The sequence below is a fragment of the Niabella pedocola genome (assembly GCF_021044425.1).
GTDB classification, from domain to species: domain Bacteria; phylum Bacteroidota; class Bacteroidia; order Chitinophagales; family Chitinophagaceae; genus Niabella; species Niabella pedocola.
The window spans coordinates 615296-632363 of sequence record NZ_JAJNEC010000003.1; the positions used below are offsets into that span (position 1 = coordinate 615296).

General features: G+C 48.9%; 10 protein-coding genes. 2 read left to right on the forward strand and 8 right to left on the reverse strand.

Features of this window, described 5'->3' with window-relative positions; all coding sequences use genetic code 11:
- Positions 1–100: 100 nt before the first annotated feature.
- The 4 genes from LQ567_RS03690 to LQ567_RS03705 all read right to left on the reverse strand — a co-directional run bounded on the left by LQ567_RS03690 (position 101) and on the right by LQ567_RS03705 (position 10347).
- Positions 101–2383 (reverse strand): hypothetical protein, encoded by a 2283-nt coding sequence (locus LQ567_RS03690; protein ID WP_231002750.1) that lies wholly within the window; start codon positions 2381–2383, stop codon positions 101–103.
- Between the two features lie 182 nt (positions 2384–2565).
- The gene (locus tag LQ567_RS03695; protein WP_231002751.1) at positions 2566–4971 is read right to left on the reverse strand and encodes a hypothetical protein; all 2406 of its coding nucleotides are present in this window, start codon (positions 4969–4971) and stop codon (positions 2566–2568) included.
- 408 nt (positions 4972–5379) lie between these two features.
- Positions 5380–7197 carry a RagB/SusD family nutrient uptake outer membrane protein gene (locus LQ567_RS03700; RefSeq protein ID WP_231002752.1) on the reverse strand — a complete coding sequence of 606 codons (1818 nt, stop codon included), beginning with the start codon at positions 7195–7197 and terminating at the stop codon, positions 5380–5382.
- A 21-nt stretch (positions 7198–7218) separates the two neighbouring features.
- Entirely contained in the window at positions 7219–10347 is a 3129-nt protein-coding gene (locus tag LQ567_RS03705) for a SusC/RagA family TonB-linked outer membrane protein (RefSeq protein WP_231002753.1), read from the reverse strand.
- 343 nt (positions 10348–10690) lie between these two features.
- On the opposite strand from LQ567_RS03705, the gene LQ567_RS03710 reads away from it, so the two are divergent.
- The gene (locus LQ567_RS03710; RefSeq protein ID WP_231002754.1) at positions 10691–11560 is read left to right on the forward strand and encodes an AraC family transcriptional regulator; all 870 of its coding nucleotides are present in this window, start codon (positions 10691–10693) and stop codon (positions 11558–11560) included.
- A 411-nt stretch (positions 11561–11971) separates the two neighbouring features.
- Here LQ567_RS03710 and LQ567_RS03715 read toward each other — a convergent pair whose 3' ends face one another.
- From LQ567_RS03715 to LQ567_RS03730, 4 genes are read right to left on the reverse strand one after another with little or no spacing between them, the layout of a single operon-like run.
- Positions 11972–12406 (reverse strand): L-rhamnose mutarotase, encoded by a 435-nt coding sequence (locus LQ567_RS03715; RefSeq protein WP_231002755.1) that lies wholly within the window; start codon positions 12404–12406, stop codon positions 11972–11974.
- A gap of 54 nt (positions 12407–12460) precedes the next feature.
- Complete coding sequence (locus LQ567_RS03720; protein WP_231002756.1) at positions 12461–14026, reverse strand: sodium:solute symporter family transporter; 1566 nt, start codon at positions 14024–14026, stop codon at positions 12461–12463.
- 19 nt (positions 14027–14045) lie between these two features.
- Positions 14046–15218, reverse strand: a complete 1173-nt coding sequence (locus LQ567_RS03725; protein ID WP_231002757.1) for an enolase C-terminal domain-like protein — start codon at positions 15216–15218, stop codon at positions 14046–14048.
- Between the two features lie 9 nt (positions 15219–15227).
- Positions 15228–16139 carry an aldo/keto reductase gene (locus LQ567_RS03730; protein ID WP_231002758.1) on the reverse strand — a complete coding sequence of 304 codons (912 nt, stop codon included), beginning with the start codon at positions 16137–16139 and terminating at the stop codon, positions 15228–15230.
- A gap of 178 nt (positions 16140–16317) precedes the next feature.
- On the opposite strand from LQ567_RS03730, the gene LQ567_RS03735 reads away from it, so the two are divergent.
- Positions 16318–17055 (forward strand): GntR family transcriptional regulator, encoded by a 738-nt coding sequence (locus LQ567_RS03735; protein WP_231002759.1) that lies wholly within the window; start codon positions 16318–16320, stop codon positions 17053–17055.
- Positions 17056–17068: the final 13 nt, after the last annotated feature.

Below are 17068 nucleotides of genomic sequence, written 5' to 3' on the forward strand. Positions count from 1 at the left end.
CTTCAGTGACAATCCGCCACAAAATTCACCCCGCTGCAGGTATCAAAATCTCCGTGTCCTTGCCTCTTCACAGTTTAAAGTCGCCGATACGTAATGGTCCTTATTCATATCCTTTTGCTCTTTTCAATACAATGGGCTGCGTTTTGGTTCCCCCAATCATCTGGTAAAGGACCCAGGTATTTTTATCCTTCCCCGCTTCCAGCCTCCAGCTTTTGGCCGGATCCGATAACTGTGCTTTTAGCCATCGCGGAAATGCATTGGCGGCACGTGCGTCTTCCCAGGTCCGGATCACGCTGAAGATCGCCTCCTTTTGCGGGCAGCTTTCCACATCTTTTTGATTTAATGTTAAACTGTAAGTAGTACCCACCCCTACCGAAATAGCCTGCACATGTTCATATTGTTCCACCGTAGAATTCTTCTTGACCGGAAAATTGCCGCCCATGCCCACCGGGAAAAAGTTGCTATAGGTTACATCCCGGAGATCCTTACCCTGGCTGGTCGTACTGCCCCATTCCCGCGTTTCGGCATCATACAGATTTTTACCACCACCCACATTCCAGATGCTTTGGTAATGCCAGGATCCTTCGGATAAGGTAGCCCCTGTAAAGCGGATATACGGCACCCCGGTAGCTGCAGCCCTTTCAAACATCTTGCGGAAAAAACGTTTGGCTCCGTAATAACCATGCCCGGTGTTAAACAAAAACTCCTGCCCGTCGAAATCATAATAGGCGATCCCGTTGATGTTGCAAACGTCTGCAAAGTGTTTTGCGATCTCGTCCTGCAACTCCATATTGGGAATAACGCCGTCGTACCCATAATTTACCGTTACCTGCAGCTTATAAAGCGTATCCCCTGCCGGATGTGCCGCAGGTGTGGTTTTCCAGTAACCGCGTTTTACGTGCAGCAACCGGTATGGCGGCTTGTCTGATACGCCCATATAATGGATCAGTTCCTTGCCGATCTTTATCATATTTAGATTTTCGCAATGCCCTTCCCAACTGGCAATCTCCTCAAGATACCGCGGATCATCCACTATGATGATCGTATCCGTAGCACTGATGCTTTTGGCAAGCAACCTTTTTTGCTGGTAGCAAAGACTGTCACTGGGCACCGGGCTGGCATCCAGGGTACCCGGGGCCAGGGCATTGGTGATGGGCGTTCTGCCGATAAGGATCCCCTGCTTCGCGGCAAGCGCAGAAAAGGCCTTGTGCGATAAATTGCCCGCAGTCATTTTTATCGGCGTACGTTCAAAATTCAATCCATCGATATATCCTTTATTTCCCCGGTTGGCCCGTAAAAATCCCTGGTCGTATAAACTGATCGCCTTAAAGCCAAGCCGGCTTGTATAGGCGATGATGCTGTCGTTGAGATTTCCGGCGGTGAGGGCATCCGGTACAAATGCAGCGGGATCCTTGATCCATTTTCCGTTGATGGTCGGATAGGGCAACTTTTCTGCCAACACAATGTTCCGGATCACGTCCATCAATGCCGTACTATCCGGGCTTCCCCATAAGGCTACCGAAGATCCTATATAATCCACGCCCGGTAGGGGCTGCACATCGATATGATTGGGAATATTTGCCGCCATATGCGGGATCAGCGAAAAAAACACTTCCCTTCTCTTCGAACGGTCCCGCGACTGGTAGGAGATCGAGATCCGCCCGGCCTTGTCCACCTGGGCCGCGTCACCGTACAGGATCCGGTACCAGGGTTCTTTATGCGCATAGAAGGCCACATCGCTGATGCCATTGCCGCCTAAACTAAATACCTGCCCCTCATGCAGGCTATCCGGCAGCGGAAAACGGCGGGCATCGGGTGTGTGGATAATGTATTGAAACGGTGCTGCGTCTCCAACGGTAGTGGCCTGGCCTCCCAGGGTATTGTCATTTAGGGCCAGCATACCAATCGCATAATTGATCCTTGCGCTGGTATCGCGCGCTACCCCAATGATCTCTCCCATAAGATTGGTGATATTGGTATGGTACGATCCCCACTGGATGGCTTCGATTGTTTCGCGCTTTGTGAGCGACTGCAATTGCAGCCTTAAATATTTTTTCTTCGGGGCGATAAGAATACGCGCTACCGATCCGTTGCTATAAGTGAGCGTTAATAATTTTTCTGCTGCCTTATAAGAAGCGTTTACCGGCTCATAATAAACCTGCTTCGCACCATCGTACAGCCGCATCAGCGGCGAAGGCCGGTCTGCCGGACTAAATTCGCGGTTCGGCTGCACTGTAATATTCTTCATACTGGTGATAAAGCCGTTATTGCTGACGTGGATTTTAAAATAATCTGTTTTAAAATCCCATTGAGCCCGGAGTTGCACGGTGGCCAGTACCAGCGCCCCGGAAAGCAGCAGGCTCATTAAATAGCTTCGATTCATTTTATATAATTATCTTTCTATCATAAAGATTCAAAAAAAGCAACAGTACCACAACAGCAAATTTGACAAAACTCAATACTTTTTTTGCAATACAACAGTTACCTGGCTGGCATCTACATTATTTAGCAGTTAAGGTTTCCTTAAGGCGCAGCATGCGGTATGCGCCCATTGGAAACAGCCTTTTAAGGAACACTTATTTTTTCAGGACTGCGCCTGGTTTGATACCGCACGACAACATCCGGGCGGCTGTCACCATTTACTTCACAGGAAAAAGATACTCCCGCTGCCCCTTTGGGCAACAGTGCTTTTCCCTGAACATTGAGTACCGACAGCACATTATAATTCTGGTCTGTTAATGTTGCCATCCCTTGGTGATCCAGCAGGATATACTGGTTGGCCTGCAGCTTTCCTTCGATCTTTATAACGCCCAACGAGGTCGTAAAGGAAGGATTGGCAATGATTCCGTCTCCCTCCACTTTTATCCGGAGCGCATAGGTTCCCTCCTCCGGACTTTGCCAGGACCAGTCGGCGCCTCCCGGTTGTCCCGGCTGCATCTCCGATAAATTGCAACGGAACCGGTCGGAGATAAACAACGGATATAAAAGAAAATCCTTCTCCGATTGCTTTTCGAGGTGCCATTCGGTTTCGGGATCTTTCAGCCGGTTCTTCTGATCTTCGGTAAATACATTGGCATAACGCAATTCGTCCCAGTTTTTCATGGCCTCCAGTAATGTATTAATCTGGCCATGATTCTTTAATGTTTTCATGTTGATGCTCATGGCATATCCGGCATCAAAACCTGCAGACTCCGATAAGGCCCATTCGAGGTCTTCAAGGGAGGTAGCCTCAAAGTTGCGCTCGGCCAAACGCACCAGGAACCATCCCAGCATCCGCGGAAATAAATTTCTTCTGAAATAATCCTGGTTCTTTATCCGGCTGGCCACCTGGCCTTTGCGCATTTCCTCACCCCAGGGCTCACCCCAGTTCATCCGCGTATGAATATGCCAGAGATAATGATCCAGGCGGCTGGCATCGTTAATAAGATCGGTCTTGTTCTGAAGCCGGTTATAGTATTCCGTTACAAACCTTGCTGTGGCATAATAATCCTGCCCGGTATACATACAGCCTTCCAGCCCGTCGAAAGAGATCTGCTTTAATCCTGTTTTATTAAAGATATCTGCCAGGCGATGCGAGAAGCTGTCCTGCAACTCCAGGTCGGGAAACAGGGTACGGTAAGGATAATCCCATAATTTATAAAGCGGCTCGCTTTTTTCATGGGCGGCTTTCTGCGTTCCGAATGCGCCCCTGGTACAGCCGGTAAGCGTTACGCGGTCGCCACTTTTTTCCGCCTTACCATAAGTGATCAGCTCATTACCGATCTGCAGGGCGTTTAATGTAAGGGGTACATGAAACAGGTCGGAAGCCACTACGTCAAAAGCAGTTTGAGCATCATCGATGTTACCCGTAAGATTTAAGCGGCCCTGTTTCAATAGATTTTTAGCAGGAACCGGTGCTACATATGCATCATTAGTTGTTAAAAAATTGGACAGGGTATGCACACCGATCTTTATGTCTTTTTTTGAAGCGCGTTCTGCCAGGCTTTTCATACCTGCATCACCACCTTTTGTTAATGAAGGGTTCCATTCAAAATGCCCCCAGGTTTTAAACGGATCCGGGTGATAGATGGTTTTAAAACCGGCAAGCTGCGTTTTTTCCAGTGCAAAGTCGATGTTCTCCTCCGAAAAATTGGTAATCAGATAAGAGCGCATCGCCCCTCTCGACACCTTACCCCAGGCGCCTTCGATCAACGGATGCGGCAGCCCCTGTTCGGTTTCCACCTTTCCGATCCGGTCCAATATCCGGCTGCGCAGATCGCCGAACACCGCGATCTTTGCTCCTGCGATCGCACCCTCCACACCATTTACCGGAAGCACCAGTGCGTTTTCAACCTGGTTCACTTTGCGGTACTCCTGCATTGAGCGGTTCCGGGCCGACAACTGGAACACGGCGCCTTCCTTTGTATCGGCTGCTGCAAAATGATAATAAGGGGTACTCGAAACAGAAAGATCGGTTTGACGACCCGCATAATTAAACAGGGCGCCATAAGCTGTTGCATATTCCTGCGGAATTCCGCCATTGGTTTTTATATTCAGTGCCTGCATGGCAAAGGCAATATTACCGTCCTGGACCACGCCTACTACCTCACCCACCACTTCATGAACGGATAGTTTTAGCGGCCCAAACACCACGGCTTTATAGTCGCCGCTGATTTTACGGATCTCGTACGTAATGGCCTGCTGCTGCTGGTTCACCAACAACTCTATCACCTGGTTGTCGTCCATTGTGAGCAAAAACTTATTCCCGTTTACCTTCAAGGCTTTGGGAAGCAGGATCTGCCCGTTCTTTACTGCGGAAACCAGCGGATAGGTGCCCTCCGCGATCAGTTCCTGTTCATTTACTTTTACAGACGTATAAAAGCCTTTGTCGTTAATAATAACGCGGGTTGCGCTGGTCTTTAGTTCAACAGCCATGAGGCAGCTGCTGTAAAGCAGCAGCGCAAAACAAACAACCCATTTTTGATAATTCATATTCCTGTATTTATGTTATACCTACAACTCCGGTTGACACGTTATCCCGTTTCAATGATGCGTAATAACGGGGAAAGCCGTCCTTTGCAGACAGCTTTTTCCCGGTACCAGGGGCTTGAGACCGGACGGTATATTTTAGTACGTCTTCAATTCATATTCTCCCAAAGCCATCATTTAAACCCGGCCCGAAACGCACCGCAAGCTTTACTGTTATAAAGATTATACAAAAATGGCAAATCAACTACCACTGTATTGACCATAATACGTACTTTTTTATCAAAAACGGGGCGCTGCAAAGCAACGGCCCCGGTGTACTGCTAACAGATTGCTATGTGCCTTAACTTCAATGATCGTCTTTTACAACACCGGTACCTGAGTGCGCCTGACCGGATGTAATACACAGCGCACCTACTGTAACGGATCAAAATTGCCGCCCCACTCCTTATTTTGTTCCAGTATATTTTTCGACTGGGAGATCTGGGAAGGCGGTATGGCATAAAACCAGTGACTGAGATCCAGGTTGAATTTGAAGCTATCATCACCGTCCAGGTTATCAATATAATTAGCGGTAAACTTCGCCCGCACAGATGCCGTCATGATGTTATCTGCGGGAGTGGGCAGATCTCCGGCATTTTTTGCAGTGATATACAATCCGTGCCGCGCGCCCTGGCTGTTAAGGATGTCATACCGTTTCCACCGGCGCAGGTCACCGAAACGTTTATTTTCAAAGGCAAATTCTGCCTGGCGCTCGGTGATATAGGCTTCGCGGATGGCAGCAATGGTCCCCCCCGTAATACCGTAATTTCCATTAATCCCCGCTGTAATACCGGCACGGGCCCTGATGTCTTTAAGCACCTGTAAGGCTTCGGCGGTTTTGCCCAGTTCGTTGGCACATTCCCCATAATTCAATAACAGCTCTGCAAAACGCATTTCCACCCAATCCGTTTGCCCCTGGTTCGACAAACCGGCAATCAATGTAGTGTCCAGCCCTTTGCGCTGGAAGAAACCCGTGATCCCGGGGTTGCCAGGCATACCCGGATGAATCACATTGAGCAGGTTCACGTAGCTGTTGTTAGCAGCATTAAAACGCCACACATTCCAGAAACTATTGCCCTTTACATAAATGGGCGACACTTCATCCGGCGTGGGGTAAGGTGTGCCTCCGCAAAAAACGGTTGCATAAAAGCGGTCATCGCGGTTGGTATAAAAATCGGTCAGGAACTGCGTATTGTATGCCGCATCGTTCAACATATTTTTATCAAACTGCAGCGGACTGCCGTCTCTTTTGGGAAAGGCCAGCAACAGCGACAACAATGGCTGATTGCTGTTGGAGGCATCTTTGGTCAATGGCTCCGGCCGCACCACATTGAAATTATTGGCATGTGTGGGATAAAAAAACTGGTTTACCAGGATCACCTCCTTATTCCGCTCCTGGGTCCAGATCTTTTTAAAATCCGGGTGCAGTGCATGTCCCTGTGAAACGGCATAGTCCACGGCTGCTTTACAGGCATCATATGCCGCCTGCCAGCGGGCCTGATCATTGGCCGGATTAAATAAAGGACTCGCATAATTGAGCAATACCCGTCCCTTCATGGCCATAGCGGCCACTTTCGTGATACGGCCATAGTCGGTACCCGCACCGGGATACACGCCGGGCAACAACAGGATGGCACTATCAAGGTCTTTAACGATCTGTGCGATGCATTCCGATGTCTTATTGCGCGGCTTAAATAACCCGGCTACGTCTTTCGGATCCTGTTTATGCAGGATCAACGGAACACCGCCTACATTACTTACCATTCCCCAATACGACCAGGCCCGCCAGAACTTTGCTTCACCCGTATATTGTTTATTCAGGTCTTCCGGAAGTATGGATGCTGGAATTCCAGCCAGCTCATCTAAAAAGAAGTTCACTTTATCAATGGACGCATAGTTCAGGGAGGATGTAGTGGCATCCACCGAAACAATGCCCCGCTGGTAGTTTCCCAGGCTTTTTGCAGTGGAGATGCCCTCATCTGAACTTCCGCCGTTGAAGGGCCATCCCGGCAGCAGCCCGCCGTAAATATCGCTCAAAAAGGCCTTGATCATCACCGGGTCGGACCAAACATTATCCGGGTTGATATTATTCGTATTTTCAAAATCGAGCCCCTTTTTGCAGGCCGGCATTACCGCCGCCAATAGCAGGCTACAGGTCAGTAATTTTATGAATTGACTATAAAATTTCATACTCGTCAGGATTTAGTTTTGTTAAAACGATACGTTAACACCGAAGTTGAAGTTCTTCATAATGGGATAGGAAAAACCATCGCCGATCTCGGGGTCAAAAAACTTATTATTGAATTTGCTGATCACAAAAAGATTCGATCCGCTGAAATAAAATTTCACCCCGCCAATACCCAGTTTATTGGTTAATAATGCAGGGATGGTATACCCCACATTCAGTAATTTCAACCGCAGGAAATTCGATCTTTCCAGCCAGAAGGTGCTACCTGAATTGGTTACCGTTCTTGTTCCATCGTTGGCAGAATACCGCTTTGGAAGATTTCCATTGGGGTTCTCCGCCGTCCAGCCGTCTGTATACCAATCCCGCCACATCCGGTTCCACTCTACGTTACCGTCTACCAGGTTGTTTACAAACCGCCATTGGTGAAAATTACCGTTAAAGCTGGCATCGATGCTGATCCCCTTCCATGCAACCCCGAAGTTTGCCCCCAATACAACCGGGTTATTATTTTTTAACAGGGTGCTGATATCCCAGGAATCGATGATCCCATCCGGCGTTCCGTCTTTACCGCTCAGGTCTTTATACGTTAGCTGTCCCAATGCCGGAACCACGCCGTTGAATTTATAATTCGGGTTTGCTGCCACAAAGGCATCCAGGTCTGCCTGGGTACGGATCATCCCCGTAGCGGTATAGCCGGTTTGCCGGGTTGTGGAATAACCGGGGTTCTTCTGCCAGGGATAGGTTACATTCTGATCCTGTATCCCGTAAACGGCTGCACCATAGGCACCATTTATATTTACATAGTAGTCCACCGCCCGCGAATCATTGCGATAGCCAACAGCGGCTTCCACGCCCTGTGCTTTTATTTCCCCGTAGTTTACCGAGGGCAGCGACAGGCTAAACGTGGGTGGTACAGATGCGATCCGCTGCCCGAGGATATCATAGGTTTTTGTATTGTAATATTCAATGCTTGCCGTAAAGCGTTTCAGGAACTCCATATCGATACCGATGTTGTAATTCAATGTTTTTTCCCAGGTCAGGTTTTCATTTACCACAGATCCGTAAGTAATACCGGCATTGGTGGCCGGGTTGGTGCCAAAGAAAGCGGAATTACCTGTTTTGTAAGACTGCTGCCATTGCCAGCCGCCTACCCCATCATTACCATTCAAACCGGCAGAGGCGCGTAATTTCAACAGGTCGATCCCCCGTGCCCCTTTCATGAAGTTTTCTTTCGAAAGGATCCAGCCTACAGAACCCGAGGGAAAAAATCCCCAGCGCTGATCGGGTGCGAAGTTCATAGAACCGTCGTACCGGTAAGCAAAGCTTGCCATGTATTTATGGTTGTAATCATAAAAGAACTGTCCTACCCACGATTTACGGCCGGTAATAAATTCGGCGTTACCGTTCACATAGGAATCCTGCCGGTCTCCGCTGGCCGCCCACCACTGGTCGGTAAGGTATACCGGAAAATTCTCCCGTCCGGCACTTACACCACCTCCCTGCGCCCGGGCCGATTCGTAAATCAGCCAGCCTTTCACATTGTGTACCTGGCCAAATGTACGTTCGTAGTTTAACTGGAAGTTCAGCTGGTTGTCGTTACTCCAGTTGTAGTTTTCCTGGATAAAGCTTTTACCGATCTGTGAAGATTTTTTCAGGGCGGTAAGGTCATTGTCGTTTGTACTGATCTGGTGCAAGCCCGTTTTTTTCATTACCCACATGGTGTACTGTTTCTCAAAATATTTGGTACGGTCGTTGGTATATGATTTATTGAACTGTGCGGAAGCACTTAAACCGGGTATCGCCGCAATTTTATAGGTGGCTTTCAGGTTCAGAATGGGTTTGATGCCATTGCTTTTTATATAACCGCCATCGCCTCTTACTTCTGCGCCCACGTTACCGATCCAGCCGTAATCGATAGGGTTCCCCCCATCTGTCCAGATCGGCTGATCCGGTTGCCATAGTAATTGTTTCCGGTAAATACCATACACATCTCCCACAGCCGTGCTGGGTGGTCCGTAGGAAATATTATTATTCAATGTCATCCCCGCAAAAAGGCTCAGGCTTTTTGTAAGGTCTGCGGTAATATTGGTGCGCAGGTTGTATTTATCATAGGTGAGGTTTTTCATAAAAGCCCCGGCTTTGATATAGGAGCCTCCTACATAATAACGCACCTTATCGCTTCCGCCGGAGGCGCTTAAATTGTGGGCCGTTGTATACGGATCCTTGTATACCGCTCCCAACTGATCATATCCCCATCCGCCGTTGATATTTCTGAAGTAATCGAGGTCCTCCTGGGTCCATTTCCATCCCGCGGGGTCGGAAGTGGGATTAATACGGTTGTAGAGCTCACCGGTTTCTACCGCACTGGTAAGCGCCGCATTTTTTCCGCGTTTGTCAAAACCGGTGCTAAATGAATAATTGATCTGCGGCCGGCTGCTTCTGGAGCCCTGGCGGGTGGTTATCACAATAACACCGCCGGCAGCACGTGCTCCGTATACCGCGGCAGATGCCGCATCCTTTAATACGGAAATATTATCAATATCATTCGGACTGAGGTTATTGAAATCCCCGGCGCCACTGATCTTGCCGTCAATTACATAAAGAATATTCTGATCGCTGAACGAAGTTTTCACCCGGATGTTGATACCGGGCTGTGTTCCGGGAGGGCCGGCGGGTGTGGATACTCTTACGCCCGACATCTGGCCGGCGAGCAGGTTGCCCAATGCCGTTGTGGGGGTATTGCGGCGGGCCTCATCCATTTTAAGGGTTACCACCGAGCTGGTAAGCAATTCCCTTTTCTGGGATCCGTATCCTACCACTACCACCTCATCCATACTCCCCTGTCGCGGTGTTAATTCAATGGTAAGCATACCGGTGCCTGGTGTAACGGTACGGGATTCAAAACCCACCATCGAAACCACCAGTCTTGAACGTTTCGGCACTTCAATCTCAAAGGCTCCGTTTGCACCGGCGATGGCTGCGGCATTTCCGCCGTCCTGGGCAACAGACGCGCCCTGCAGCGGAGCACCGTCTCCGGCAGCAATAACCCGGCCTGTAACTTTTAGATTCCCCTGTGAAAAGGAACTCACTGAAAGGAGCAGGAGGCCGATCACGCTCCAGGTCCGAAATAGCAATCTCGTTAGTTGACTCATAAAAATTAATATTAGAATATGGCTTAAAAACAAGCAGGTTTTTAAGAAAAAATTATGATTATAAAATTTGTGAAATAATAGAAAGGCGCCTACAGCAGAATTGACGAGATTTGATGTTATTTTTGCAGGATCAACAATCACTATGTAATCGATTGCAAGAATCAGAAAATAACGGCAATATGCAGCAGCACTACAGGCTTTTTATTGTTCAGCGGCGTGTTTACCGCTCATCCATAGCCGGCGTAAAAACGCGGGAAGACAAGGGCCCAATGGTGCCGGGTGCACCGGTTATTTTCAGATACATTCATCACAGGGATGCCATCCCATTTTAAATCAGTTCCAGATGCAGTTTATATACGAAAACTTTACTTTCCCCCCCGATCAGTCCTTTACCATACGCTCCGAATTTTTGGAGGTAAAAAAATACCAGTCCTTTAAATGCCATGTGAATTTTGAGATTGCGCTTATTGAGAATTGTACCGGAAAGCGTTTTATTGGTGATCACATGGAAGAGTTTGAAGGCACAGAGCTGGTGCTCATGGCCAGCTACCTGCCCCATTGCTGGCAATATTATCGTACAAACGACCCCCTGATACCTGCACATGCCATTGTTGTGCATTTTTTCCCGGACTTTATGGGTGCAGACCTGCTTCGAAAACCAGAGGCGCGGCACCTGGTCCAATTGTTTGCCGATGCGGCTAAGGGCGTGTTGTTTACCGGCGAAACGCTGCGCAAGGCTAAAATGATCCTGCAGGAAATGTTATACGAAAAAGGACTTAGCCGGTCGGCATTAATGCTGCAGTTACTGGACGTGATGGCGCTTTCCCCATCCTCCAGGATCCTGAGTTCGCCGGGCTTTAACATTATCGAAAGCTCGGGTGAAGCCAATAAGATCAACCATATATTTGATCATATTTTTAAAAACTTCCGGAATGCGATCACGCTGGAGGAAGTAGCGGCGCTTATTCCGATGTCATCGGCAGCCTTCTGCCGTTTCTTTAAATCCAAAACCGGAAGAACCCTTACCGATTTTATAAAAGAAGTGCGCATCGGGCATGCCGCTAAACTATTGCTGGAACGCACCTACAATGTTTCTGAAGCCTGTTACAACAGCGGGTACAATAATATTTCCAATTTCAACAAGCACTTTAAAGAGATCAAGGGGGTTTCTCCGAAAGCATTTGTAAAACGGTACCAGGTTTCGGAACAGTGAGACAGGAGCATTGAGAGACGAGACTTCAGCATTGAGATATGAGATTCCAGAATTGAGAGACGAGACACCAGAATCGAGATACGAGATTCCAGAGTTGAGATATGAGACTTCAGAATTGAGAGACGAGACACCAGAATCGAGATATGAGCATTGAGATTAGAGATGTCGGCTGTCAGCCTTCTGTATTTAAACATATCCGTTGACTGAAAGGAACGTGCGGATTACTGAAAGCCATAGCAACAGCACTTGCAATACATGAAAACAGTAATTGAAATTTCAATTGCCACTCCTTTATGACAGGTCTGGAATTGAAACCGGGTTGTCTGTCTTTAGCATCCGTGCAAAAACAAATGGCACGCTGCTGAATGCAAAGAGCTGATGGCTCAATTCCTGATCCTCCTGTCTCCCTTCTCAATGCTCAAACGTATAGAACGGCTTTACTTCTACCCATTTCTGGCCAGGTGCCGTACCGGGTACACCCAGCTGGTAAGTATCCATCAGGCGGTTCCATTCCGCGCAGCGCTTATCGTATGATTCCGCTACCTTGCTCATACTGTCGAGGTTTGCACCACGAGGTACAAGGATCGACATCACCACCAGGTGATCAAAACGCGACAGGGTGATCTTTTTATAGCCGGCTTTTTTAAAACCAGCTTCCACTTCCGGCCAGATATGTTGATGATGATCCAGGTACCCGCGGATCTTTTCATCACCCGGAGCGATGGTTACCACAAAGACCCGTTCCTCCAGCGCTCCGGTGTTTTTAGATCGTTTGCAGGATACCGCTCCTGTAAACAATGCCAGTAACAGGCACAGGAATAAACGGCTTTTTATTTTTGTATACATGTTTTTATTTTATTGTTGATCGTTTGTGATCATGCCTTCTTTATCCAACGGCCTTTACCGGAATAACCAGTAAATGACGGTCATCACCATCGTGAGCAATGCCCATCCCAGCCATACACCACGCAGGTTGCTTCCCCTGCGCTTATCGGTTTCCAGCAGCGACGGAAGTGCCGGCGCAGGACGGGCAGCTATTGGCAACAGCGAGATGATGATACCCACGGCCAATAACCCGATAAAAAGGTACACAGACAGGATGAGAAAATGGGGCCAGAAACCGGAATAGGGCATATTGAGCACATTGCAGATACCCACAGCCAGGCAAACCATTCCACCTCCATACAACACCACTTCGGCCGCTAAACGGCTCATCCGCTTCCAAAGGATGCCGGTAAGAAAAACAACCGATAATGGTGGCGCCAGTATCGATACCATTCCCTGGCTCAGTTCAAAGAACCCCTTTCCGGAACGGGAGAACAACATGGCCACTCCAATGGCCAGGCCACCGGCAATGAGCGTTACCCATTTCCCCATACGCCGTTTTGCCACATCGTCCATCTCGCGGAAACGGCCGGCCACATCGAGGGTAAAAACGGTGCTGAACGAATTCAGGCCAGACGAAACCGTATCAATCAATGCGGCAATCAGCGCAGCAAGGCATAATCCAAGCAACCCATGCGGCATCAGCCCGGTCACCAATGTAATATACGCATTGTCTGCCTGTGCCGTGTCTTTAAACAATACAAAACACATCATGCCCGGAAAAATAAAGATCAGCGGCATAATGATTTTTAATACCGCCAGGAACAAGGCACCGTATTGCCCTTCTTTCAGATCCCGGGCCGCCAGTACTTTTTGCACGATCGTTTGATCGGCACACCAGTAATATACAGCCACTACCGGGTATCCCGCAAGGATGGCGATCCAGGAATATTCGGGATCAGCAGCCGGCCGGAACAGTTTCCAGTAATGATCCGGAAGCGCCTGCACAAATGCCGTAACGCCGCCGATCCGTTTTAATGCCAGCCATGTAAGCACCACCGATGAAAAAATAATGATCACCGATTGAAAGATACCGGTGCGCACCACGGCTTTTAATCCGCCAACGGCCGTAAAGCTGGTGGCAATAACGGTAACCAGCACCACCGAAAATGTAAGCGACCAGCCAAATACCTGTGATATGATCAGCCCTCCTGCATACAATGCGCTTCCCAGCCATACCAGCAGAATGGAAATAAGACTGTAAAGCACCAGAAAATAGTAGGCCCGGTTTCCAAAGCGTAATTTTAAAAACTGGGGCATGGTACTGATCCTGGTAGCCATGTAATGTGGCAGGAAACACATCGCCAGTAACAAAAGAAAGATCCAGGCCAGCCATTCGAAGTTGCTGCCCACTACCCCGTGCGAGAACCCGATTCCTGCAAAACCTACCAGCATCATCGGACCGGCATTGGCACTAAACAAACTAAAACCGATCTGCCACCAACGAAGCGTTCTGCCACCGAGAAATATGTCGGAATGGCCGCCTGCAGACCGTTTATTGAGATAAAACCCGATCGCAAGCAGCAGGACGATGTATATCAGTAACACCACATAGTCTGCAATTTCAAGCGTTATATGCATCGATGCGCTTTTTATATACTTACATGTTTACCGCCGGTTCATATTTCTTTACATCTTCTTTTGTCCAGGTACGGTGCATGATGATTTTATGTTTTTGTTTCCAGTAATCCCAGTCGATCCGTAACGGAAGCCCCTCAATATCGGGCAGGATAAAGCGGCCGTTTTTCCATTGCGGATACACCATAAAATATTGCTCCAGGCCATGCATAATGGCATACAAATATTCCACCGGCCATTCCTCCGGTGCCGTTGTCATCAAGCAAGCCGTATAAAGAGAGTGCCCGCCCGATGAAAAATCGATCTGCTGCGTTGCGGCCAGGTCTCTTACCTCCTGCCATTCCCTGATGCCGCCCAATTGTGTGGGCACCGGCTGTAAATGCGCTACGCCGGCATTAACCAGTGCGGGAAATGTTTTTGCCGTTCGCTCCGATTCTCCGTAAGCTATTTTTACCGGGGATCTTTTGCAAAGCTTTTCAATTTCGGCATAAGCCGCCGAATGAACAGGCTCCTCCAGCCAGGCAATATCCAGGTGCGCTACCTTATTAATAAAATCCAGCGCCTGTTCCAATGTCCATATCTGGTTGGCGTCTACCGCAAGCCGGGTATGGTTCCCGATCAGTTGCCGTACAAATTTGACCCGCTCGATATCTTCGGCCATCCGGGTACCAAAATCCCTGCCCACCTTTATTTTGACACAGTCTGCACCGGCATCCAGGAATCGGCCGATTTCTGTTTCCAGCTCCTTCAAACTATAGTTGGTACCGCCGCCACTTCCGTACATGCGGGTCCAGTTCCGCGTGGCATTCAGGTAGCAGTGCATCGGTTGGCCGCTTCGCCGGGCCGCCAGATCATGCAGGGCCATATCCAGCTGCCCCAGCAATGCCGCCGCCTGCCCCCGGAATCCTTCATTGCGGATAGACCAGTACAACAGGGTATAGAGTTGTTTATAGGGAAGGTTGCCGGAATGAAAAAGTATCGGGAAAAAACATTTTTCCAGGATGTTTATATAGGTATTGAATACCGGTGCTTCGCCTGTATTTCCACCCTCATCCTCGATGGTGAGGATGGAAAGTCCGAATGCGTGGAAGGGCCCCATGGTAGCATCCTGAAATGGGGTAACAGTGGTTACCGGCTCCAATACCCTGATTTGAGCGCGGATGATCCGGAACACTTCGTTATCGATCTGGTACATTGTAATGACTTAATGCTGTTCTTTTATATATCCAATGATCTCATTGTATATGGCGTTTTCAAGCGGTCCGTCTAAAATTGCCTCCAGGCTTTCGCTGAGCTCCTGCCAATTTGCCGGGCCTATAACCATACGGAACGGCCAGGGGATATTCTGCAAAAAGCGAAGCGCCAGCGATGGCAGGGACAGCTGCTTTTCGATGGCCAGTTTATTGACTCCTGAGGCGGTGTCCAGGCATTTTTGCTGCAGCCATTGCGGCCTGTTGCGGGTAAACGATTCAAAGCGGCCACCCAATAATCCCATATGCAGCGGACTGGCCGCCCAATAGGCAATATTACGGCGGCTGCACCCGGGCAGCGATGTATCCAATGCATCTATGCAACAGGCATTAAGCCGGTTGTATTCCATTACCACGTCAAAAATACCGGCATCCAGGTATGGAAGAAAAGAAGCCGGGTAGTTTCCACCCAACCCGATCTGTGATGTACAGCCTTCCTGTTTCAGCGCCATCATCTTTAAAACGGCCGGTTCTATTTCCTTATCCGGAATGGCGGCGGGTTCATGCAGGAACAATACGTCAACCTTTGATAAACCCAGCATACGCAGGCTATGATCAACACTCCTGGCCATACCATCCGGTGTATAATTATAAATACCATTATCGGAAGCATAGCTTTTCAGGCGCCCGGTTTTCGTGCTCACCATCGGGCTTGCTCCTTTCCACTGCCGTAACGCCCGGCCAACAAATGCCTCCCCATCCCCGTATGCCGGAGCAGTATCGATTGCCGGAATACCCCTTTCCAGTGCATAGAGGATACTATTAACCGATGCCTCCGGATCAACGGGTCCCCAAACACCTCCCAGGCCGGCTGTTCCCAGTACATAGCGCTGCAAGCTTGTGGTATCACGGATCCGGTCATTCATATGCCATCGTTTTATTTATCGGTGTAAAGCTATTTCATTTTGCAGGATCGCTCCATCACTATATTGCCTATTTCTTATGTTATTTTGCTTTTCGTTTGATGGTGATTTTTAGCCGTATACTTTTGTACCCTGCATGAACCGTTGCGGTTGATGCATTTGTTTGACTCCATTTTTTAAAATGAATCAGCTGCTGTATAAACCGCTTGACCATAACAGCATTGTTCCGCTTCACCAACAGGCAGAAGAATGGCTGCGTCAACTGATCCGCGGAGAAGCGTATCAGAAAGGGCTGCCCATTCCACCCGAAGTACAGCTGGCACAGCAGCTCCGTATCTCGCGCAGTACGTTGCGGCAGGCCATCAGCAAGCTGGTGTTTGAGGGTGTGCTGGTGCGAAAAAAAAGAAGGGGTACCTGTGTGTCTGGCAGCAAGCCGGTACCTGCCTCCGCACCGCAGGTTGCCATGCAGGCAGCGGAACCCGATTCCGGCCACCGTCCTTTCGAGCTGCACGTGTCTTATGCTACCGTATCCAAGGAGGCCCTACTCTTTTTTGGGATTGATGCTCCTATAAAAGTGGTCCGGCGGGAGCGGCTGAACGGCACCATGGAAGCACCCCTTGAATATACCATTACCGAATTCAATCCGGCGCTGCCGGTTTCTGCTTCGGAGAACTTCAACCTGCCGCTTTCGGAGATCCTTGAAAAAGGCTGCGGACTGGGTATTGAAAAAATACAGGAAACGCTGCATGCAGTGGTGGCCGATCTTTTTCTTGCCGCCAAACTGGAAACAATACCCGGTTCACCGCTCCTGATGCGCAAACGTTATATTTATGTAACGGATGCATTCCCGGCTGTATTAATAACGGTGTATAATAAAGCAGATGCCCTTACATATACCATTGAACACCGGTATCCGTAAACCGGTTCCGCCG